Here is a 19,851-nt window from a genome sequence, read left to right on the forward strand (position 1 = left end):
CAAAGTATAAGTAAATTTAGATTTATGCTGGTTGTCTGCTCTAAATTAGAGCCGGCGAACCGTGCTCGCTATTTCCCGCTTCTAAGAAGGCTCGATTGAGTGGGTGGAAATATTGTATACGAGCGGTACGGTGTATGCCGTCTGTGAATGCTGTCACAATCATAGGGAAGATTAGTTTGGAAGCGATCTTTGAAGATCAGGTAACCGTATTCGTCGACTTTCTCGGATTCAGTAGTGCCAGCGTCCAGTTGGACGAGTCGATTCAACTAAAGCTTCTGCTTCTCCTTCGCGCAATCTCAACAATGAGAGGCGAATTTTCCAACGATTCTGACCCACCAGGCGCGAACATGAGCGCAATTCGATTGCGTCCAACAATTAGTACATTTTCGGATCATATTGTTGCTAGCTATCCGATGAGCCGTATCGATCTTGGTCAGGATGAGCAGACGACGCTAGGGCTTGTTTTGTTCGACGTAATTCTGAGAATTGCCAGAATTGCTGCCGCCGCACTTAGCATTGGTTTCCTCATTCGCGGCGGAGTTTCCAAAGGTCCACTGTACCATTCTAACGGTGTCGTTTTTTGATCAGCAATGGTCGAGGCCTATGAGCTTGAGTCACGGGTCGCTATATATCCACGTGTTGTTCTATCTCCGTCTCTGTCTCGATCGCTCGATCGTCACCCAGGGGAGCCTCGCTTATTAGTCGTGCTGAAGATGGTGTCGCATGTCTTGACTACATATTTCACCTGCTGGGATCCGCGGCGGCGCCGGGCGAGGACCACTCAGTTCGTGTAAAGGAGTGGTATGACGAAATAGTCCAGATGTTAAAGAGTAACGTCGATAATCTTAAGCAAGGCGACAATACAAATGCTTTGTCGAAATGGGTTTGGTTCTCTAGAAAGTTTGCGCGAGCCCTTTCCAGGACCAATCCTCAAATTCTGCGATCGATTGGTATTGCAACGGAAGCAATGGTTTGGGCAGACTAGGGTCCGGACCCAATAGCCGGATTCCCCTGGCAGCCTGATCGTGATTCACTGCCTCATCGAGGAGGCGGTGAGATGGGTGATTTCTTTTGGTTTTCCGATGCGCAGTGGGCTCGAATTGAGCCGCTGCTTCCGACCGGCGTGCGCGGCAAGCCCCGGGTAGATGATCGTCGTGTGCTAAGCGGGATCGTCCATGCCCTGCGCTGTGGCGGCCGTTGGGCCGACTGCGCCGACGTCTATGGGCCAAAGAAGACGCTTTATAACCGGTTCGTCCGCTGGTCCGAACGCGGCATCTGGCAAGGCATTTTCAGTGAGCTGGCGGGAGCAGGCGATGCGCCGGACCGGCTGTTCATCGACAGCAGCTGCATCAAGGTTCACCGCTGCGCAGGCGGTGGAAAAGGGGGCCTTGGCTCATGGTATCGGCCGCACGAAAGGCGGACGAAACACCAAGCTCCATGCGGTCTGCGATGAAAAGGGGCGCCCCTGCGTCCTGCTCCTGACGCCCGGAAACGTTCACGATTGCAGGGTTGCGCAGCTCTGCATCGAGGCGATGCCACCGTCGGCCGAACTCGTCGCGGACAAGGGATACGACAACCAGGCGCTGCGCGAGTGGTTGGTCGAGCGTGGCACCGAGCCCGTCATTCCCCCGCGCAAGAGCCGCAAGATCCAATACGATTACGACCGCGCCATCTACAAGCAGCGCAACGTCATCGAGCGTATGTTCTGCCGCTTCAAAGACTGGCGACGCATCGCCACCCGATTCGACCGCAACGTCCGAAACTTCATGAGTGCCATCAGCCTCGCCGCAGCCGTCATCTGGTGGCTGTAGTGAGTCCGGACCCTAGACATCCGCTCAGCTCAAGTATTGCAAGCTGGTGGTCGTGCGAAACAGAGTGCTTTTGGGAAAATGCGAGCTTCACGTTTTCTCAGCCATGTGGCCGCAAATTGTTCAACAAGTATTGACAAAATTCCCATAAGACTATAATCCATATCCGTCCCGTCCACGAGGGGCGCTTCATGAGGCGTCTGGAGTGTGGCGGGAGGCGGCGCCTGCGGGCGGGGGAGGACGTATCCCCGCGCACTCGGGAGGCCCTGGGTGGCCGTCCGACCCTACTGCGGGGGTCTGCCTTGAGTGGCTGGACGCGGACAGAGAAAGGCGGGGGAAAGCCCGCCGGAGTGGCGCAAGCCACGTGCTGGCCCGGAAGCACGGCCCTGGAGCCCAAAATCGCCGCGGTGGCGCGCCGAGAGGCGACGCGATCACCGCTTCGTCGTCGAGACGGCGCAGCAGGGATCGTGACCAAACCACCCATCGCGCCTCAAGGCGCGCCGCCACCCCTCATGTCCGGAGGGGCGGACTCCCAGCAAAACCCGGGCTCGTCGAGCCGCGGGAACGCGCCGATTTGCCCGTGACAGGCGATTAAACCGTGACCCCCGAGCGCTTATGCGCTACGCAAAGCCAACCTCCCGGAGCCCCATCATGAGCCGTCGCGACAAGAAACCCCTCGCCAAATCCCGCGGCCCTGCCGGCGCGCGCGGCAAGGGCGGGCGTCCGAAGACGGCGGGGACCACCACGGGCTCCAAGACCTCGCGCCCCAAGGGCGACCGCGGCGCGGAGCGCCCCGAAGGCAAGCGGCCGTCGTTCGGCAAGGCCGGGCGCATCAGCAGCGATCGTCCGATGAGCGCCCGGCCGCCGCGCGCCCGCGACGGCGAACGCCCGGAGCGGGCCGAGCGCCCGGAACGTGGTGAGCGGCCGGCGCGGTTCGAACGCTCCGAGCGTCCGCAGCGCAGCGAGCGATCCGAACGTCCCGAACGCAGCTTTGGCGACAGGTCGCAGGCGGCGCGTCCGCCGCGCGAACGCACGCAAGGCCGTCCCGAGCGCCCGGAGCGCGCCAAATCTGATCGCAGCTTCGGCGAGCGCCCGGGCGCCGTGCGTCCGTCGCGCAACCGCATCGATGCCGCGCTCGAGCGCTCCGAATGGGGCGAAGGCGCGCCACGCGAGCCGCGCGATGCCCGCTTCGAGAGCCCGGACCGTGGCGCCCGCAGCGAGCGTCCGGCGCGAACCGCGCGTCCGGAACGTACCGAGCGTCCGCAGCGCACCGAGCGGTTCGGCAATGACCGCCCGCCGTCGCGCGGCGGCCGTCCGCCGGCGCGCGTGCCGCGCGAGCGCGAGCCGAAGCGCGAGCGTCCGCCCTACGATCCCGAGACCTTCGTGCCGGAGCCCAAGGTGGTGGTGCCCAAGGCGCCGCTGCCGACCGCGGTGGAGATGGCTGTCGTCACGGCCGACGAGGCCGGCATGCGCGTCGATCGCTTCCTCGAAGCGCGCTTCGAAGGCCTGTCGTTTTCCCACATCCAGCGCATCGTCCGCAAAGGCGAGCTGCGCGTGAACGGCAAGCGTGCCGACAGCAAGGACCGGCTGGAAGAGGGGCAGACCGTCCGCATCCCGCCGCTCAAGCTCGACACGCCAAAAGTCGGCGGCGGCGAACTCTCCGAAGCCGCGCAAAAAACGCTGGCGGCGCTGAAGGAGATGATCATCTTCGAGGACGCCGACGTGATGGTGCTGAACAAACCCGCCGGCCTCGCCGTGCAGGGCGGCTCCGGCACCGTGCGTCATGTCGACGGCATGCTGGAAGTGATGCGCGACGCCAAGGGCCAGAAGCCGCGCCTGGTGCATCGCCTCGACAAGGACACCGCCGGCTGTCTCCTGATCGCCAAGACGCGCTTTGCCGCCACCAAGCTGACCGGCTCGTTCCGCGAGCGCTCGGCGCGAAAAATCTACTGGGCGCTGGTGGCCGGCGTGCCGAAGCCGAAGCAGGGCCGCATCTCGACCTATCTCGCCAAGGAAGAGAACGAGGAAGACACCATCATGCGCGTCGCCCAGCATGGCGACGAGGGCGCCAGCCACGCGGTGACGTACTACGCGGTGGTCGAAACGTCCGCGCAAAAACTGGCCTGGGTGTCGCTGAAGCCGGTGACCGGGCGGACCCATCAGCTGCGCGCGCACATGGCGCATATCGACCACGCCATTATCGGCGACCCCAAATACTTCAACAAGGAAAACTGGCAGCTGCCCGGCGGCATCCAGAAGAAGCTGCATCTGCTGGCGCGGCGCATCGTGGTGCCGCATCCGCGCGGCGGCACCATCGACGCCACCGCACCGTTGCCGCCGCACATGCTGCAGTCGTGGAATCTGCTCGGCCTCGAAGCCGATCGCTTCGATCCGATCGAGAACGCGCCGGAAGAGTAAAACGGTGACGATGTCGGAGCTTGATCCGTTCGAATTGAGTAGACTCGGTATCGTGTCCCGGACGCGGTGCGGCACGAAGTGCCGCTCCGCAGATCCGGGATCCCGGTTTCTTCCTTGGCAAAGCTGGGCCCCGGATCTGCGGCGCACCACGCCGCTAATAAGCGGCGCAGTGCACCGCGTCCGGCGAACGATGGCAGCGACATGAATCCGATGCCCCCGCACGCCGCGCCGGAGTTCGACGACGCCTTTCGCACGCGCCTGCATGACCTGTTCGGCTGGCGTCGCGATATCCGGCATTTTCGCACCGATGCTTTGCCCGATGGGACGATCGAGCGCCTGATCGGGATCGCCTGTCTGGCGCCGTCGGTCGGCCTCAGCCAGCCCTGGCGTTTCGTCATCGTCGACGATCCCGCGCGTCGCCAGGCGGTGCTCGACAATTTCACGACCTGCAATGCCGAAGCGCTGGGCGCCTGCAGCGACGAGCGGGCGTCGCGCTACGCCAGCCTCAAGCTCGCCGGGCTGCGCGAGGCGCCGTGCCATCTCGCGGTGTTCTGCGAACGCGCAACCGAGGTCGGCCATGGTCTCGGCCGCCGCACCATGCCGGAGATGGCCGACTATTCCGTGGTCGCGGCGATCTCGACATTGTGGCTGGCGGCGCGCGCCGAGGGCATCGGCGTCGGCTGGGTCTCGATCCTCGATCCCGCCGTTGTCGCGCTCTCCTTGGGCGTCCCCCGCGACTGGCGGCTGATCGGCTATCTCTGCATTGGCTATCCCCGGGCCGAGGACGATCGTCCGGAACTGGAGCGCGTCGGCTGGGAACGACGCCAGCCGCCGGGCGATCACATTGTCCGGCGTTGAGGCGGCGCCCCTTGAGCGCGCGCGACGGCGGCACGACATGAAAGCGATGGTAAAACGCGCCTCCCTCATTCTGACTGCTATCATCGCCGTGACGCTCGCTGCCGGCGGCGCTGCCTCGGCGCAGATCCTGCCGCCCGGCGGCGGAATGCTGGCGCCGCCGCCGCCGGCCCCACCGCCGCCGCCCGCCGTCACCGTGCCGGTGGTTCCGCAACTGGATTCCACGCCGGCCAGTCCGAAAGCGGGGATCGAGTCGCGCGGATCGTTCGGCGATCGCGTCACCGGCTGCCTGCAGGATGGCGCTGCCGCCGGACTTGGACCCAACGAACGCGCCGCCTATTCGCGGTCCTGCGCCAACCGGTAGGCCGTCTTTGCCTGCCCCGATGCTTCAGCTAAACTCAGCCGCTCAACCGGGATTGAATTGATCGATGCGTGAACTGTTCGACGAGGTCTATGGCCAGGCGGGGCTCGATCCGGAAGAGGCGGTGCGCAAGTCGACGCGCGGGCCGCAGCGCAAGCGTTTTCACGTCAAGGCCGGCTTCGATGAGACGCCGGAGGGTTTTGCTATCACCCTCGATGGCAGGACAGTGCGCACGCCGTCGCGACAACCGCTGGCGGCGCCGAACCGCGACATCGCCGCGGCCATCGCCGCCGAATGGGACGCGCAGCAGGAGTTCATCAATCCGATGACCATGCCGCTGACGCGGCTCGCCAACAGCGTCATCGATGCGGTCGGCGACAACGTCGCTGCAGTGGCCGACGACATCGCGAAATATGTCGGCACCGACCTGTTGTTCTATCGCGCCGGTCATCCCGAGGCGCTGGTCGCGCGCGAGGCCAGGGCGTGGGATCCGGTGCTGTTCTGGGCCGCCGAAGAGCTTGGCGCGCATTTCATCCTCGCCGAAGGCATCATCCACGTCCGCCAGCCCGATGCGGCCGTTGCGGCGGTGCGCGCGGTGTTGCCGTCCGATCCGTGGCGCGTCGCGGCGCTGCATCTGGTGACGACCGTGACCGGCTCGGCGCTGCTGGCAGTGGCGCTGCTGCGCGGCCGGCTCGATGCCGATCAGGTCTGGGCCGCGGCCCATGTGGACGAGGACTGGAACATCGAGCAGTGGGGCATCGACGAGGAAGTCGCCGCCCGCCGCGCCGCCAAGAAGGTCGACTTCGAGGCCGCCGCAAGCGTTTTGCGGGCGCTGGCGCCCAATCCGGGTTAACGAGAGGTTTACGCCGTTGCGCTAGGATTTGTCGGCCATCAGCCGGTGCAGCCCATGTCGCTTGTCGTCAATCCCGTCTCGCCGGTCATCGCCATTCCCGGCGTGTCCAATGTGGTCATGCAGCCCGGCAGCGTGATTACCGCCCGGGTGCTGCAGGTGCTCGGCGCCGATCAGGCGCGGATCTCGATCGGCGGCCAATCCCTGGACGTGCAGACGCAGGTCCCGCTGCAGGCCGGCCAGAGCCTGCAACTGGCGGTGTCGCAGACGTCTGACGGTATCAGGCTGGCCGTGGTCAACCAGCAGGCCTTGCCCGCTCCCGCCAACGCGGCATCGGGCGATGTCGTCACGCTGGCGCCCGACGCGGCGCACAGCATTGCGGCGCAGGCTCCGTCCATCCTTCTGGTGAAAAACCCGCTCACCCCGCAGGAGGCGCTTGCGGTCACCACCGCGACGCAGATCGCTGCCACCCAGCAGGCCAGTCTGGCGCCGCTGTTCGCCAATCTCGGCGCCGCCGGCGGGCTGCAGAACCTGCCGCCGCAATTGCAGCAGGCCATGGCGCAGCTGCTGGCGCAGCGCCCCAACCTCGATCCCAACCTCACCGGCGCTGCCGTGCAGCAAGCGTTCGAAAAATCTGGCCTGTTCCTGGAAGCCTCCTTGGCCTCAGGTGCAGCACCGTCGGCCAGCACGCCGGATCTCAAGGCATCGCTGATTGTGCTGCGTCAGGTCCTCACCGCGACGCTGGGCAACATGGCGACGGCGCCCGCAACAGCGCCGATGCAGCAGGGCGCTCAGGGAATAGCTGCAGCCGTCCCGCAGGGCGTTGCGGCCGATGTCGTGCTGAACGGGCAGACGGCCTTTCTGTTGGCTATGCAGACGGCGGATGCGCCCATCGCGACGTCGTTGCCCGCCGCGCAAACAGCTGCGTCGCCGGCACCAAACGCCGCTGCGGAGATTCCGGCCGAGGTGGCCGGTCATACTGCGCCGGTTCAGGTCATCCTCACACCGCCGACGCCGGCCGAGTCCGCGGCGCGTGCCGCGGCCGGCAGCGCCGCGCTGACGCTGCTGCAGGAAGCCGTGCAGGCCAATCCGGCCTTTGCGGCCAGCGCCGGAAAAGCGGGGCTCAGCGACAGCCTGATGCTGTCCTTGCTGCCGGCGTTGACGGGCATGCGAACCCAGAAGGTCGACGACAGCGCGACCGTGCACACCAACATTCCGCCGCCGCCATTGCGCGGCGCGCTGCCTACGGCGCAGCCGGTGATGCCGGCGACCATCGTCGCCAACGCGCCGCCCGAGACCACGCTTCGCCATCTGCTCGCCGACACCGACGCCGCCCTCGCGCGGCAGACGCTGATGCAGGTCGCCTCCTTGCCGGACCGCGGCGATGCATCGTCGATGCGGATCGATCCGGCCTCGCCGCGCTGGAGCTTCGAAATTCCCTTCGCCATGCCGCAGGGCACGGCGATCGCGCAGTTCGAGATCTCGCGCGATGGCGGCAATGACAATCCGACCGAGGCGGCGCAGCAGGTGTGGCGGGCGCGGTTTTCGCTCGACGTCGAGCCGGCCGGGCCGGTGCATGCGCTGGTCTCGCTGCAGGGCGACAAGACCTCGGTGCGCATGTGGGCAGAGCGGCCGGCGACAGCGCAGCAGCTTCGCGATGGCGCCAGCCAGCTCAATCAGGCACTGGTTCGCGCCGAACTGCATCCCGGCGATATCGTGATCCGCGATGGCGCGCCGCCGTCGCAGCCGGCGCCGGCTTCCGCCGGACATTTCCTGGACCGCGCGCTATGACCGTGCAGACCAAGAACCAGATTGCGGTGGCGCTGCACTACGACAAGACCGGCGCGCCGCGGGTCGTCGCCAAGGGCAGGGGCGCCATCGGCGCCAAGATCGTCGAGGTCGCCCGCGCCCACGACATCCCCATCGAGGAAAACGAAATGCTGGCCGGCGCGCTGTCCAACGTGGAGATCGGCGACGAAATTCCGGCCGAGCTCTACAAGGCAGTGGCCGAGGTGCTGATCTTCGTGCTCAAGCTGTCGCGCGGCCTGCGCTAGTCTTTGGCTACTTCTGGGCGCCGTCATCGTTTTACCACGATGCGGCGCGCAACGTGCGGCATTGTCCTTCGCATCGGGTGCCGCCTTGATCAACCGCCGCCAGACCCTCGGCCTGCTTGCCGCTGCGACCGCTATGCCGTCGCGCGCCTTCGCCCATGTCGCGCCACAGCGCAGCGAGATACGCGACAGTCTCGCCAAGCGCTTCGCCGATGAGGGGACGGCCGGCACCTTCGTCGGCTACAGGACCGAGGACTACCTGATCGTCGCCAGCGACAAGGAGCGTTCGGGCGAGGCGATGTTGCCGGCTTCCACCTTCAAGATTCCGAACTCGCTGATCGCCTTGGACACCGACGTGGTCGACGATCCCGACAAGGACGTGTTCAAGTGGGACGGCGTCAAGCGCGACATCGCGGCATGGAATCAGGATCACACGCTACGGTCGGCGATCGCGGCATCCGCGGTGCCGGTCTATCAGGAGATCGCGCGACGCATCGGCGCCGAACGGATGCAGAAATATCTCAATGCATTCGACTACGGCAATTCCAACATCGGCGGCGGCATCGACCAGTTCTGGCTGACCGGTGACTTGCGCATCGATCCAATGGAGCAGATGGATTTCATCGACCGGCTGCGCCGCGGCGTGCTGCCGGCGGCGGCGCGCAGCCAGCAACTGGTGCGCGACATCCTGCCGGTGGTGAAGGTCGGCGATGCCACCATCCGCTACAAGACCGGACTGCTGGGCGCCGAACTGGGCAAGCCCAGCCTCGGCTGGGTGGTGGGCTGGGCCGAGAAGGGCACCGAGCAAACCGTGTTCGCCCTGAACTGCGACGTCCGCGAGCCCAGGCACGTGGCCAGCCGAATGACGCTGACGCAGCAGTGCCTGAGCGATATCGGCGCGATCTGACGCACCGCGATCGCTCAGGCCTTGGCGGCGGCCTTGCCGATGCGGCCGAGGTGGGTGAAGCCGAAGCCGGTGGTATATTTCAGGCCGTAGCCGATCCCGCGGTCAAGGCCGATATGGGCCAGCCAGATCAGCGAGATCGAGCCGAAAATCGGCTCCGCCAACGCCAGTCCGACCAGCACCAGCAGCAGCGGCCCGATGGTGGCGTGCAGGGCGTTGTAGACGAAGGCGCCGATGCGGGGGCCGGCCAGATAACCGAGGAAGCTGAGGTCGGGCGCCAGGAAGAGCACCGCGTAAAGGGTCCACGGCGCACCGGAGATGAAGTAGAACAGCGTCGAGCCGATAAACAGCGCCACACCTTCCCAGCGCAGCAGCGACAGCACGCCGCCGGTCGCAGCTCCGTTGATCTCGTTGGTCACGTTGGTCTCGCTATACGCCATATCGCCTGCTCCAAGTTTGGAACCGGCGTATAGGGCGAATCGCGCGGCAAAGCCATCGTCCTGCGATCACTCCAGCTTGAGCACCTTGCGGACGAAATCGCCGACGGCGAGGCGCGCCGCCTGGGTGGCGGCGGCGTTGCCGCCCACATGAGGATTGAGCCGCACGCAGTCATCCTTGTAGGTGAACCGCTTGTCGGTGGCGGCATTGACCAGCGCGCCGCCGTCCGCCTCCTGGATCTTGCAGTCGCGCACGGACTGCGCACCGGTGGCCACCGTCACCGTGCCGACATTGAGTGGCGTGTCGAAGCCGTGCTGGGCGTCGGGATACTCGGTCAGCACCACGTCGTGTTTGGCGTCCTGCAACCGCTGCACGACGGCCTTGCAACTGGCCACCGGGTTATAGTCGTCAGGCATGCCGTGGAAGATCCGGATCGGCCGGTCCACCACGTCCGCGTCGGTGCGGTAGGTCGTGCCGCAGTCCGGGTAGAAGGGAATGTAGGCGGCAAACTGCAATCCCGACCTGTTCCAAAGCTTCTGGAAGCGCGCGACGCTGGCATAGAGCACGGCCTGGCCGCCCCGCGAAAATCCCATCAGGATGATCCGGTCCGGATCGACGCGCGGGTGTTTGGCGAGAATGTCGAGGGTGCGGTAGATATCGATGATGAAATTGAGCCGGCCGAGTTGCGCCTGATCGGTATTGACCGAAGTGAGGCCGCGGCCGGTGAAGCCGTCGATCACGAAAGTCGAGATGCCCATGGCGTTGAACTGCTGGGTCCACGGCTCCACATTCGGGCCGACGCCGCCGGAGCCGTGCATCAGTACGATCACCGGCATTCGACCGGTGCCTTGCGCGACACGGAATTCCCCGGTCACGGTGACCGGCTTGCCATTGCCGTCGCCGCTGAGAAACTGCTGGTCGGACAGGGTCAGCGACGGGATCGGATGCAGTTCGACCCGGGCCGCGATCTGTCTGGACGAGGGCTCCTGGGCGGAAGCGGGAAGCCAGCTCAGCAGCAGGGCCGCTGCGATCGCTGCGTAGGCGTGGCGCATCGGGGAATCCTCCATTTTAGCTCGTCCGGCGCAATGGTGCGGCCGGCGGCGATTTGGCCGCCATTGAGCGGGGCCGCCGCTGCGCTGTCAATTGCCGGGCCGGGCGGGTCGCCGAATAGGGCATTTTCCAGCCCGTGCAACGCATGCTAGACAGCAGCCAACCACGAAACGGCAGGGCCCGCGCGGCCATTGGGGACTCGCATGAAAGACATCCTGGACACCCTCGAAGACCGTCGTGCCGGCGCCAAGCTGGGCGGCGGCGAGAAGCGCATCGAGTCGCAGCATGCCAAGGGCAAGCTGACGGCGCGGGAGCGCATCGAGCTGTTGCTCGACAAGGGGTCGTTCGAGGAGTTCGACATGTTCGTCGAGCACCGCTCGGTCGAATTCGGGATGGAGAAGTCGAAGATCCCCGGCGACGGCGTGGTCACCGGCTGGGGCACCGTCAACGGCCGCAAGACCTTCGTCTTCGCCAAGGATTTTACCGTGTTCGGCGGTTCGCTCTCCGAGACCCACGCGCAGAAAATCGTCAAGATCCAGGACATGGCGATGAAAGCCCGTGCGCCGATCATCGGGCTGTACGACGCCGGCGGCGCGCGCATCCAGGAAGGCGTCGCGGCGCTCGCGGGCTATTCCTACGTGTTCCGTCGCAATGTGCAGGCGTCCGGCGTGATACCGCAGATCTCGGTCATCATGGGGCCGTGCGCCGGCGGCGATGTCTATTCGCCGGCCATGACCGACTTCATCTTCATGGTGAAGAACACCAGCTACATGTTCGTTACCGGTCCGGATGTGGTGAAGACCGTCACCAACGAGGTGGTCACAGCGGAAGAGCTCGGCGGCGCCAGCGTGCACGCGACGCGCTCCTCGATCGCCGACGGCGCGTTCGAGAACGACGTCGAGACGCTGCTGCAGATGCGCCGGCTGATCGACTTCCTGCCGGCCAACAACATGTCGGGCGTGCCGGAATGGCCGAGCTTCGACGACATCGAGCGCGTCGACTACTCGCTGGACACGCTGATCCCCGACAATCCCAACAAGCCCTACGACATCAAGGAGCTGATCCTGAAAGTCGTGGACGAGGGCGACTTCTTCGAGATCGCCGAGACCTTCGCCAAGAACATCGTCACCGGATTCGGCCGCATCGCCGGCAAGACCGTGGGCTTCGTCGCCAACCAGCCGATGGTGCTGGCCGGCGTGCTCGACTCTGACGCTTCGCGCAAGGCGGCGCGCTTCGTGCGCTTCTGCGACGCCTTCAACATTCCCATTGTCACCTTCGTCGACGTGCCGGGCTTCCTGCCGGGCACCGCGCAGGAATATGGCGGCCTGATCAAGCACGGCGCCAAGCTCTTGTTCGCCTACAGCCAGTGCACCGTGCCTCTCGTCACGGTCATCACGCGAAAAGCCTATGGCGGCGCGTTCGACGTGATGGCCTCGAAGGAAATCGGCGCCGACATGAACTACGCCTGGCCGACCGCGCAGATCGCCGTGATGGGTGCCAAGGGCGCGGTGGAGATCATCTTCCGCCAGGACATCGGCGATGCCGAAAAAATCGCGGCGCGCACCAAGGAATACGAGGACCGCTTCCTGTCTCCCTTCGTCGCCGCCGAACGCGGCTACATCGACGACGTCATCATGCCGCACTCCACCCGCCGCCGCATCGCCCGCGCGCTGGCGATGCTGAAGGACAAGGCGGTGGATGTGCCGATGAAGAAGCACGACAACATGCCGTTGTGAGTCGTTAGGTGCCATCGGGGGCTGGCTGCACCTGGAGGGTAGATGCCGACGGTTTTGCGATGGGGACCGTATCGCGCCTTCTTCTATTCTGCGGATGGCGCAGAGCCAGCGCACGTGCACGTCCGCAGCGGAGACATGGAAGTGAAATTTTGGCTTCACGACCTGACAGTTGCCGTCAACATTGGCTTCCGGCCGCACGAGATTGGCGGTATCATCCGTCATCTTCGTATGCATCAAGCCGACCTTATGGATGCGTGGAATGAGCACTTTGGAAATTGATGTTGGCGATCTTCGAGCACGGTCGGTCGAATGCACTACGACGGAGTTGATCGTGACCTTGCGCGATGGTCGCAGGATCGCGACGCCGCTCGCCTGGTACCCGCGCCTCGATCAGGCGTCGCCTGCGCAGCGCGCCAACTACGAGATCATGCCGATGGGTATTCACTGGCCCGAGATTGACGAGGACCTGAGCATCGCTGGGATGCTGCAGGGAAAATCGGCGATTTCGGCAAGGTAACCAAGTCAGCGTAGCCGGGACGAGCGAAGCGACATCCGGGTTTAAAACACGACCCATCAAGTCCCGCATATCACCTTCGCTGATGCGGGCCTCGGACTCACACGGCATTGCGGGTTCCCAACGCGGTGGCGACAATGCGTGGGAAGCAGCCGGCGCGGCGGTCCGTCGGTTTCGTGCTACAGAGTGCATTCATCCACTCTGGTCGATTCTCATGCCGCATACCGAAGCACTGCTGTTTCCGCTGGCGATGATTGCGCTGGTGGCCGAGGCCATGACGGCGGCGCTGGCCGCCGGGCGTCGCAAGATGGACTGGCTCGGCGTCGCCATGCTCGGCTGCATCACCGCGCTCGGGGGCGGTTCGGTGCGTGACGTTCTGCTCGGTCACCATCCGCTGTGGTGGGTCGACAGCCCGTACCTTCTGCTGGTGACCGGCGGCGCTGCGCTGCTGACCATCGGCCTTGCCCGTTTCGTGCATCGCTTCCATGCGATCTTTCTGCTGCTCGACGCCATCGGCCTTGTGGTCTTCACCATCATGGGGTGCAACATCGCGCTGGGCATGAACCAGCCGCTGCTGATCGTGGTGGTCGCCGGCATGATCACCGGCTGCGTCGGCGGGGTGCTCCGCGACGTGCTGTGCAACGACGTGCCGCTGCTGTTTCGCAGCGAGCTCTATGCCAGCGTGTCGATCGTCACCGGGCTATTGTATATCGGCGGCATCAAGCTGCAGGTCAGCCCGGATCTCGTCATCGCCGCGGCCTTCGCGGTCGGGCTGACATTCCGGTTGCTCGCGATCCGGCTCAAACTAGAAATGCCTAAATTCGTCTATGACAGCGACAACGCGTAGGGCGTTCTGACGCCCTGTCGTCCGGCGGTGGCGCAGCGCGCGATGGTGTTCGCCTTCGGTATGAACCTTCGGTCGGCAGGGGCGACCAATCGGGATCGCGCCGAACGATGCCGTTCGGTGCAATCCCGCGCCAATTACCCGAAGGTCTGCCGTGCCCTGTTCCATGTCAGTGTTTGCGACACCCACAAACCGCGAGCCCGTCCGGCGGGGACGTGAGCTGCGAATGGCAGCGATGATGGCGATCCTGGCCGGCACGACGGCGGCGCCGCCGGCGGGGGCCTATAGCTGCGCGGTATCGCCGGCAAAGGATTCAGTGATCGTCAAGACCGACAATGAATCTACCCGGCCGGTCACCTGCAAGGTCGAGTGCCGCTTCACCACGCCCGCGGGCACCGAGACGGTCTCGTGCAGCCAGCAGATTCCGCCGGGCGCCAAGGGCTGGTATGTCTGCCTGCGGCCGATCGAAGGCCAAGCCGCGCAGTTTGCCGGCGGCAGCGAGAGCTGCAGATAGCCGGCATGGATGCGCACAAAAACCCCGCGTGAGCGGGGTTTTCCGTGTTCGGATTCGCGCCGCTCAGTAGTGACGGCCGTGGCGGTAGACGTAGCCCGGCCGGTAGCCGCGGCCGGGACGCACCACGACCACCGGCGCCGGGCGGCGCACCACCACAACCGGACCGCGTCCCATCGGGCGGCAACGGCCCATCGGTCCGCGCGCCCAGCCGGGGCCGCAGCCCTGCGCCACCTGAATCACGGCGGCGGTGTCGGCGGCGTTCAACGGCGCGAGCGGCATGGCGCTGGCTGCGCCGAGTCCGCCGACGGTGGCGGCGAACAACGCCGCGGCAAAGAGCTTCTTCATGGTTTCCTCCATTGGCCGCGTGGCGGCACTGCAAACGAAACGCCCGCGATCGTGTCGGTGCGTGGCGAAGGTCCGGACGTCGGTCAGCCTTCACGTACTATCGCAGATAACTGATTCTGCCTGAATACGGGATGAATATACCGACGTGCGTCCGACCCGTCCGCGCTGCAATTTTCGCTATTTGCTCGCCAGGAACGCCAGCATCAGCTCGTTGAATTTCGGTGCGGCATCGAGAAACACCAGATGTCCGGCGTCGGGGAGCACCTCGGCCCTGGCCTTGGGCATCTGCGCGGCAAGCGCTTTGGCCAGATCGGCGTTCTGGCCCATCTTCGGCCGCAATGCCTCGGGCGCGTTGGGCTTGCCCGGTGCGTTGTGGTCGTCGGCACCCATGATGAACAGGGTCGGTTGCGCGATGAGCGGGATCTCGTGAACCACCGGCTCGCGATAGATCATTTGCGCCGAGCTCGCGAAGGCCCGCAGCCAGCGCGGATAGTCGGCCGCGCCCTTGATGTTGAATCGCGCGTCGATGAACGGCGTCACCTGGTCCGGCTGCAGCTTCAGCGCGTAATTGACCTCCAGCTGCTTGCGGTACGCCTCGGCGGTGAGTTTGTCCTCGGTCTCGATGATCTTCTCGGTAGGTGTCGGCGGCACGTAGAGGCGGTAGTCCTCGAGGCCGATCGGCGCGGCCAGCAGCAGGTGATCCACATTGTCGGGATTGGCGCGTGCCAGGCGCACGCCGAGCATACCGCCCAGCGAATGCGCGACGATGTCGAACTGCGGAATGGCCAGAAAGTTCATCAGGGCCATCGTGTTGCGCGCCAGCGTGTCGAAATGCAGGTCGCCCGCGGGCTTCGAGGATTTGCCGAAGCCGACCTGGTCCGGCACGACGACGCGGTAGCCCGCGTCGCTGAGCACGGCGATCACCGGCGCCCAGTAGCTCGACGGGAAGTTGCGGCCGTGCAGCAGCAGAACGGTGTGGCCGTTGGGCTTCGCCGTCGGCCTCACGTCCATATAGGCCATGTTGAGCTGCTCGCCGTCATTGACGACCGGCAGCATCTTGACGGGGTAGGGATAGGCGAAACCCTCGAGGCCGATGCCGTAGGGTTCACGCGCGATCGGCTCGGCGCCATGGGCAAAAGAGAGTGGAAGCGTGGCGAGCAGGGCGGACAGCAGCAGGCGTTTCATCGGGGAACATCCGGTTGGCAATTGATGCGCCTGCTTGGTGCCTGCTTGTGGCGAAGGTAAGGTGAGAGCTCCTCACGTTTCGGGGATGCAGCCGTGCAGCGGCGAGGCCACTACACGTAGCGATGGTCCTGCAGATAGGCCATGATGCGCTCGCAGGCGGCTTCCGCCGAGAGCGCCGCGGTGTCGAGCACGATCTCCGGTTGTTCCGGCGCCTCATAGGGCGAGTCGATGCCCGTAAAATTCGGCAGCTGGCCGGCGCGGGCGCGGTGATACAGGCCTTTGGGGTCGCGGCGTTCGCATTCGTCGAGCGGCGTCGCGACATGGATCTCGATGAATTCGCCTGCAGCAAGGCGGCTACGCGCCATGTCGCGCTCGCTGCGGAACGGCGAGATCAGCGACACCAGCACGATCATGCCGGCATCGATGAACAGCTTTGCAACCTCGGCGACGCGGCGGATGTTCTCGACCCTTGCTTCCGCGGTGAAGCCGAGATCGTTGTTGAGGCCGTGGCGAAGATTGTCGCCGTCAAGCAAATAGGCGTGGCGGCCGAGTTCGCACAGCCTGCGGTCGACCAGATTGGCGATCGACGACTTGCCGGCGCCGCTGAGGCCGGTCAGCCAGAGCACGCAGGGTTTCTGCTGCTTGAGGCGGGCGCGTACGGTCTTGTCGACATCCAGCGTCTGCCACTGGATGTTGCTGGCGCGGCGCAGCGCGAAATCGATGATCCCGCTGCCGCGGTGCAATGGCTGATCGGATCGATCAGGATGAAACTGCCGAGCGCGCGATCGTCGGCATAGGCCTCGCACACCAGCGGCCTGTCGAGGCTGAGATTGACACAGCCGATCTTGTTGGCGGCCAGCGTGGTGGCCGCCTGATGCTCCATGGTGTCGATGGCCACGCTGTGCTTCAGCGTGGTGATCACCGCGCCGGTGGTGGCGCTGCCGCATTTCAGGATATAGCGACGACCAGGCAGCAGGACGGCGTCGTCGAACCACACCAGATGCGCGGAGAACTGGTCCGACACCAGCGGCGGCGCACCGGACGTCAGCACGTCGCCGCGGCTGACGTCGACCTCGTCGGCCAGCACCAGCGTCACCGATTGTCCGGCCACGGCCGCGTCAAGATCGCCGTCGGCCGTCACGATGCGGGCGATGTGGCTGCGGCGGTCCGACGGCTGCACCGTCACCGCGTCGCCGCGCTGCACCGTGCCGTTGGCGATACGGCCGCTGAAACCACGAAACTCCGCATGGGGCCGATTCACCCACTGCACCGGAAAGCGCATCGGCCGGCTTGCGACATCGCCGGAGACATCGACGGTCTCCAGATGTGCCATGATCGTGGGGCCGGTGTACCAGGGCATCCGCGCGCTCGGCGTAAAAATGTTGTCGCCGTCGCGCGCCGCCACCGGGATGCACTGCACGTGGGCAATGCCGAGCTTTTCCGCGAGCAGGCGATATTCGACGGCGATCTCGGTGAAGCGATCCTCGTCGAACCCGACCAGATCCATCTTGTTCACCGCAAGTACCACGTGGCGGATACCGAACAGGCCGAGGATATGGCTGTGGCGGCGGGTCTGGGTGATGACGCCCTTGCGGGCATCGATCAGCACCACAGCCAGTTCGGCGTGCGAGGCGCCGGTGGCCATGTTGCGGGTGTACTGGACGTGGCCCGGCGTATCGGCGACCACGAAGCGGCGCCGGGCGGTGCCGAAAAAGCGATAGGCGACGTCGATGGTGATGCCTTGCTCGCGCTCGGCCTGCAGGCCGTCCACCAGCAGCGCGAAATCCAGCGCTCCGCTGCTGCCTGCGATATTGCTCTCGGCCTCGAGCGCGCTGAGCTGGTCGTCAAGCAGCAGTTTGGAATCGTACAGCAGCCGGCCGACCAGCGTGCTCTTGCCGTCGTCGACGCTGCCGCAGGTGACGAAGCGAAGGGTCGGGCGGTCGCCATGGTCGAAGTGCAGCGCGTCGAGCGCGCGGTCGAGCGGCTCATCGGTCATGGTCATCAGAAATAGCCCTCCGCTTTCTTGCGTTCCATGGACGCGGCGCTGTCACGGTCGATGACGCGGCCCTCGCGCTCGCTCGTGCGTGAGCCCATCATCTCCTGGACGATCTCCGGCAGCGTCGCGGCGGTGGAGGGCATCGCGCCGGTGAGGGGATAGCAGCCGAGCGTACGAAACCGCACTGAACGCAGCTCCGGCGTCTCGCCCGGCCGCATCGTCATGCGCGCGTCGTCGACCATGATCAGCGCACCGTCGCGCTCGACCACCGGCCGTGGGGCGGCGAAATACAGCGGCACGATCGGGATATCCTGCAGCAGGATATATTCCCAGATGTCGAGCTCGGTCCAGTTCGACAACGGGAACACGCGCATGCTTTCGCCCGGCGCCAGCAGCGTATTGTACAGACTCCACAGCTCAGGCCGCTGGTTCTTCGGATCCCAGCGATGCGCGGCGCTGCGATGCGAGAAGATGCGCTCCTTGGCGCGGGACTTTTCCTCGTCGCGCCGCGCGCCGCCGATTGCGGCATCGAAGCCGTGCAGGTCGAGCGCCTGGCGCAGCCCCTGGGTCTTCATCACGTCGGTATGCACGGCCGAGCCGTGGCTGAACGGGCCGATGCCCTGCGCGATGCCGTCGGGATTGATGTGGACCAGCAGATCGAGGCCGAGGTCGCGGACGCGCTGGTCGCGAAACGCGATCATCTCGCGAAACTTCCAGGTGGTGTCCACATGCAGCAGCGGAAAGGGCGGCTTGCCGGGAAAGAACGCCTTCATCGCCAGATGCAGGAGCACCGAGGAATCCTTGCCGATCGAATACAGCATCACCGGCTTGCGGAATTCCGCCGCCACCTCACGCAGGATGTGGATGCTCTCCGCCTCCAGCCGCTGCAGGTGGCTGGTGGTGCCGCGTGCGATTGCCGGCGCGATGTCGGGAGAGTCGATGGTGTCGATCATGCGTCGACACCGAGCACGTCGCCGAACAAACGCTCTGCCGTCGCCGCATCGAAGCCGAGGTCGCGGATGCAGGCCTCCACCGACGTCCGGTAGATGCCGTTGATGCCGAAGCGGTCAAGCAGGTCCAGCCGGTCCGCGCTCAGCCCGCTGGTCTTGCGGGTCCGGTAACGATAGGCGGTGTCCTCGCCATGCAGGCCGGGGACGGTGTAGACCGTGGGCTCCTTGACGAAGGTGATGCGCGCGTCCTTGGATTCCAGTCTGCCCATCTCGTTCCATTCGGTCACCGCATCCTCGGTGAAGCGATGCGCCAGCCCGAGCCGTGTGAACAGGGCGCGGATCGATGGCACCGGCTCCTTGCTGGCCTCGTAAACGTAGTGCGTGACCGGCACGCCCTGGCGCCGGGCATAGGTCTCGACGCGCAGCGTGTTCAGCGAAGAGATGACGAAGTTCTGCATCAGGGTCGCGTCAGGCACGCGGTCCGACCATTTCTCGATCCACGATGCCAGCGAGCTGGCGGGATCACGATCGAGCATGATGAAGTGCAACTTGTCGGCGGGGTAGCCGGCTTCGATCAATGGCTGCAGCGGCTGGAACAGGCACTCGGCCAGCGCGTAAGGGCCAGCCATTTCCTTGCTGAACACCACCGGGTGGTCGGCGGCGAAGGGCAGGTCCCACGGCGCGCCGGCACGACCCATCAGCGCGTGGCGGAGCACCACCTTCACCGGCTGGAAGTAGGACGGCATGCCGGCGACACCGAACAGGTTGGTCAGCGCCGTCGATCCGACGCGGCACTTGCCCCAGGCGCAATACAGCGTCGGGAAGTCCGCGGCCCGACGACCGCGAAATTCCTGTGCAATGCAGTCGGTGACTTCGCGCATCACCGCGTCGAGGGTGACGGTGCGGGTCTGGTATTTGTCGTCGGGCATCAGCAGCTGGGTGTTCACGGAGGGATGCTGGCGATGCACGAGATCGGCGAGGCGTTCGAGTTCGTCGATGGGGGTGGTCACGGAGTTCATGTGCGGTGCTCCT

Annotated in this window: 20 protein-coding genes and 2 pseudogenes; 15 read left to right on the forward strand and 7 right to left on the reverse strand. The window is 65.2% G+C overall.

Annotated features, from left to right (window positions below):
* Nucleotides 1-176 precede the first annotated feature (176 nt).
* The 10 genes and pseudogenes from ONR75_RS14350 to blaOXA all read left to right on the forward strand — a co-directional run bounded on the left by ONR75_RS14350 (nt 177) and on the right by blaOXA (nt 9,250).
* Nucleotides 177-584, forward strand: a complete 408-nt coding sequence (locus ONR75_RS14350) for a hypothetical protein (protein ID WP_265083174.1) — start codon at nt 177-179, stop codon at nt 582-584.
* Between the two features lie 473 nt (nt 585-1,057).
* Nucleotides 1,058-1,231 (forward strand): annotated as a pseudogene (locus tag ONR75_RS14355) (transposase); the annotation flags it as partial.
* A gap of 82 nt (nt 1,232-1,313) precedes the next feature.
* On the forward strand, nt 1,314-1,811 hold the full coding sequence (locus tag ONR75_RS14360) for an IS5 family transposase (RefSeq protein ID WP_265083175.1): 498 nt from the start codon (nt 1,314-1,316) through the stop codon (nt 1,809-1,811).
* A gap of 1,098 nt (nt 1,812-2,909) precedes the next feature.
* The gene (locus ONR75_RS14365) at nt 2,910-4,226 is read left to right on the forward strand and encodes an RluA family pseudouridine synthase (protein ID WP_265083659.1); all 1,317 of its coding nucleotides are present in this window, start codon (nt 2,910-2,912) and stop codon (nt 4,224-4,226) included.
* A gap of 201 nt (nt 4,227-4,427) precedes the next feature.
* Nucleotides 4,428-5,084: a 5,6-dimethylbenzimidazole synthase gene (gene bluB, locus ONR75_RS14370; RefSeq protein WP_413776474.1), complete on the forward strand. Its 657-nt coding sequence runs from the start codon at nt 4,428-4,430 to the stop codon at nt 5,082-5,084.
* A gap of 37 nt (nt 5,085-5,121) precedes the next feature.
* Nucleotides 5,122-5,445, forward strand: coding sequence for a hypothetical protein (locus tag ONR75_RS14375; protein WP_320109729.1), 324 nt, complete (start codon nt 5,122-5,124; stop codon nt 5,443-5,445).
* Between the two features lie 64 nt (nt 5,446-5,509).
* Complete coding sequence (locus ONR75_RS14380) at nt 5,510-6,295, forward strand: ATP12 family chaperone protein (RefSeq protein ID WP_265083176.1); 786 nt, start codon at nt 5,510-5,512, stop codon at nt 6,293-6,295.
* Nucleotides 6,296-6,349: 54 nt separating this feature from the next.
* Nucleotides 6,350-8,083: a flagellar hook-length control protein FliK gene (locus ONR75_RS14385; protein ID WP_265083177.1), complete on the forward strand. Its 1,734-nt coding sequence runs from the start codon at nt 6,350-6,352 to the stop codon at nt 8,081-8,083.
* Nucleotides 8,080-8,346, forward strand: coding sequence for an EscU/YscU/HrcU family type III secretion system export apparatus switch protein (locus tag ONR75_RS14390; protein WP_265083178.1), 267 nt, complete (start codon nt 8,080-8,082; stop codon nt 8,344-8,346). Before ONR75_RS14385 ends, ONR75_RS14390 begins: the two co-directional genes overlap by 4 nt.
* A gap of 85 nt (nt 8,347-8,431) precedes the next feature.
* A complete protein-coding gene (gene blaOXA, locus ONR75_RS14395; RefSeq protein ID WP_265083662.1) occupies nt 8,432-9,250 on the forward strand; it encodes a class D beta-lactamase in 819 nt (272 codons plus the stop codon).
* A 14-nt stretch (nt 9,251-9,264) separates the two neighbouring features.
* Here blaOXA and ONR75_RS14400 read toward each other — a convergent pair whose 3' ends face one another.
* The gene (locus tag ONR75_RS14400; RefSeq protein WP_265083179.1) at nt 9,265-9,687 is read right to left on the reverse strand and encodes a DUF4260 domain-containing protein; all 423 of its coding nucleotides are present in this window, start codon (nt 9,685-9,687) and stop codon (nt 9,265-9,267) included.
* 66 nt (nt 9,688-9,753) lie between these two features.
* Complete coding sequence (locus ONR75_RS14405; protein WP_265083180.1) at nt 9,754-10,737, reverse strand: dienelactone hydrolase family protein; 984 nt, start codon at nt 10,735-10,737, stop codon at nt 9,754-9,756.
* Nucleotides 10,738-10,938: 201 nt separating this feature from the next.
* Between ONR75_RS14405 and ONR75_RS14410 the strand changes: the two genes are divergently transcribed.
* From ONR75_RS14410 to ONR75_RS14430, 5 genes are all read left to right on the forward strand, one after another.
* Nucleotides 10,939-12,471: an acyl-CoA carboxylase subunit beta gene (locus ONR75_RS14410; protein ID WP_265083181.1), complete on the forward strand. Its 1,533-nt coding sequence runs from the start codon at nt 10,939-10,941 to the stop codon at nt 12,469-12,471.
* Between the two features lie 42 nt (nt 12,472-12,513).
* The gene (locus ONR75_RS14415) at nt 12,514-12,750 is read left to right on the forward strand and encodes a DUF4160 domain-containing protein (protein WP_265083182.1); all 237 of its coding nucleotides are present in this window, start codon (nt 12,514-12,516) and stop codon (nt 12,748-12,750) included.
* Nucleotides 12,731-12,988, forward strand: coding sequence for a DUF2442 domain-containing protein (locus tag ONR75_RS14420; protein ID WP_265083183.1), 258 nt, complete (start codon nt 12,731-12,733; stop codon nt 12,986-12,988). The genes ONR75_RS14415 and ONR75_RS14420 overlap by 20 nt, the downstream gene beginning before the upstream one ends.
* Nucleotides 12,989-13,199: 211 nt before the next feature.
* Nucleotides 13,200-13,832: a trimeric intracellular cation channel family protein gene (locus ONR75_RS14425; RefSeq protein ID WP_265083184.1), complete on the forward strand. Its 633-nt coding sequence runs from the start codon at nt 13,200-13,202 to the stop codon at nt 13,830-13,832.
* A 223-nt stretch (nt 13,833-14,055) separates the two neighbouring features.
* Nucleotides 14,056-14,343 carry a hypothetical protein gene (locus ONR75_RS14430; RefSeq protein ID WP_265083185.1) on the forward strand — a complete coding sequence of 96 codons (288 nt, stop codon included), beginning with the start codon at nt 14,056-14,058 and terminating at the stop codon, nt 14,341-14,343.
* Nucleotides 14,344-14,406: 63 nt separating this feature from the next.
* Here the strand turns inward: ONR75_RS14430 and ONR75_RS14435 are convergent, their stop codons facing one another.
* From ONR75_RS14435 to ONR75_RS14455, 5 genes and pseudogenes are all read right to left on the reverse strand, one after another.
* Complete coding sequence (locus ONR75_RS14435; protein ID WP_265083186.1) at nt 14,407-14,688, reverse strand: GCG_CRPN prefix-to-repeats domain-containing protein; 282 nt, start codon at nt 14,686-14,688, stop codon at nt 14,407-14,409.
* A gap of 177 nt (nt 14,689-14,865) precedes the next feature.
* A complete protein-coding gene (locus ONR75_RS14440; protein WP_320109730.1) occupies nt 14,866-15,873 on the reverse strand; it encodes an alpha/beta hydrolase in 1,008 nt (335 codons plus the stop codon).
* A 110-nt stretch (nt 15,874-15,983) separates the two neighbouring features.
* Nucleotides 15,984-17,875: pseudogene (gene cysC / locus ONR75_RS14445) on the reverse strand (adenylyl-sulfate kinase).
* Complete coding sequence (cysD, locus tag ONR75_RS14450) at nt 17,875-18,822, reverse strand: sulfate adenylyltransferase subunit CysD (RefSeq protein WP_265083187.1); 948 nt, start codon at nt 18,820-18,822, stop codon at nt 17,875-17,877. The pseudogene cysC and the gene cysD overlap by 1 nt, the downstream one beginning before the upstream one ends.
* On the reverse strand, nt 18,819-19,838 hold the full coding sequence (locus ONR75_RS14455; RefSeq protein WP_265083188.1) for a sulfotransferase family protein: 1,020 nt from the start codon (nt 19,836-19,838) through the stop codon (nt 18,819-18,821). The genes cysD and ONR75_RS14455 overlap by 4 nt, the downstream gene beginning before the upstream one ends.
* Between the last annotated feature and the right edge of the window lie 13 nt (nt 19,839-19,851).

The organism is Rhodopseudomonas sp. P2A-2r, from assembly GCF_026015985.1.
Taxonomy (GTDB): domain Bacteria; phylum Pseudomonadota; class Alphaproteobacteria; order Rhizobiales; family Xanthobacteraceae; genus Tardiphaga.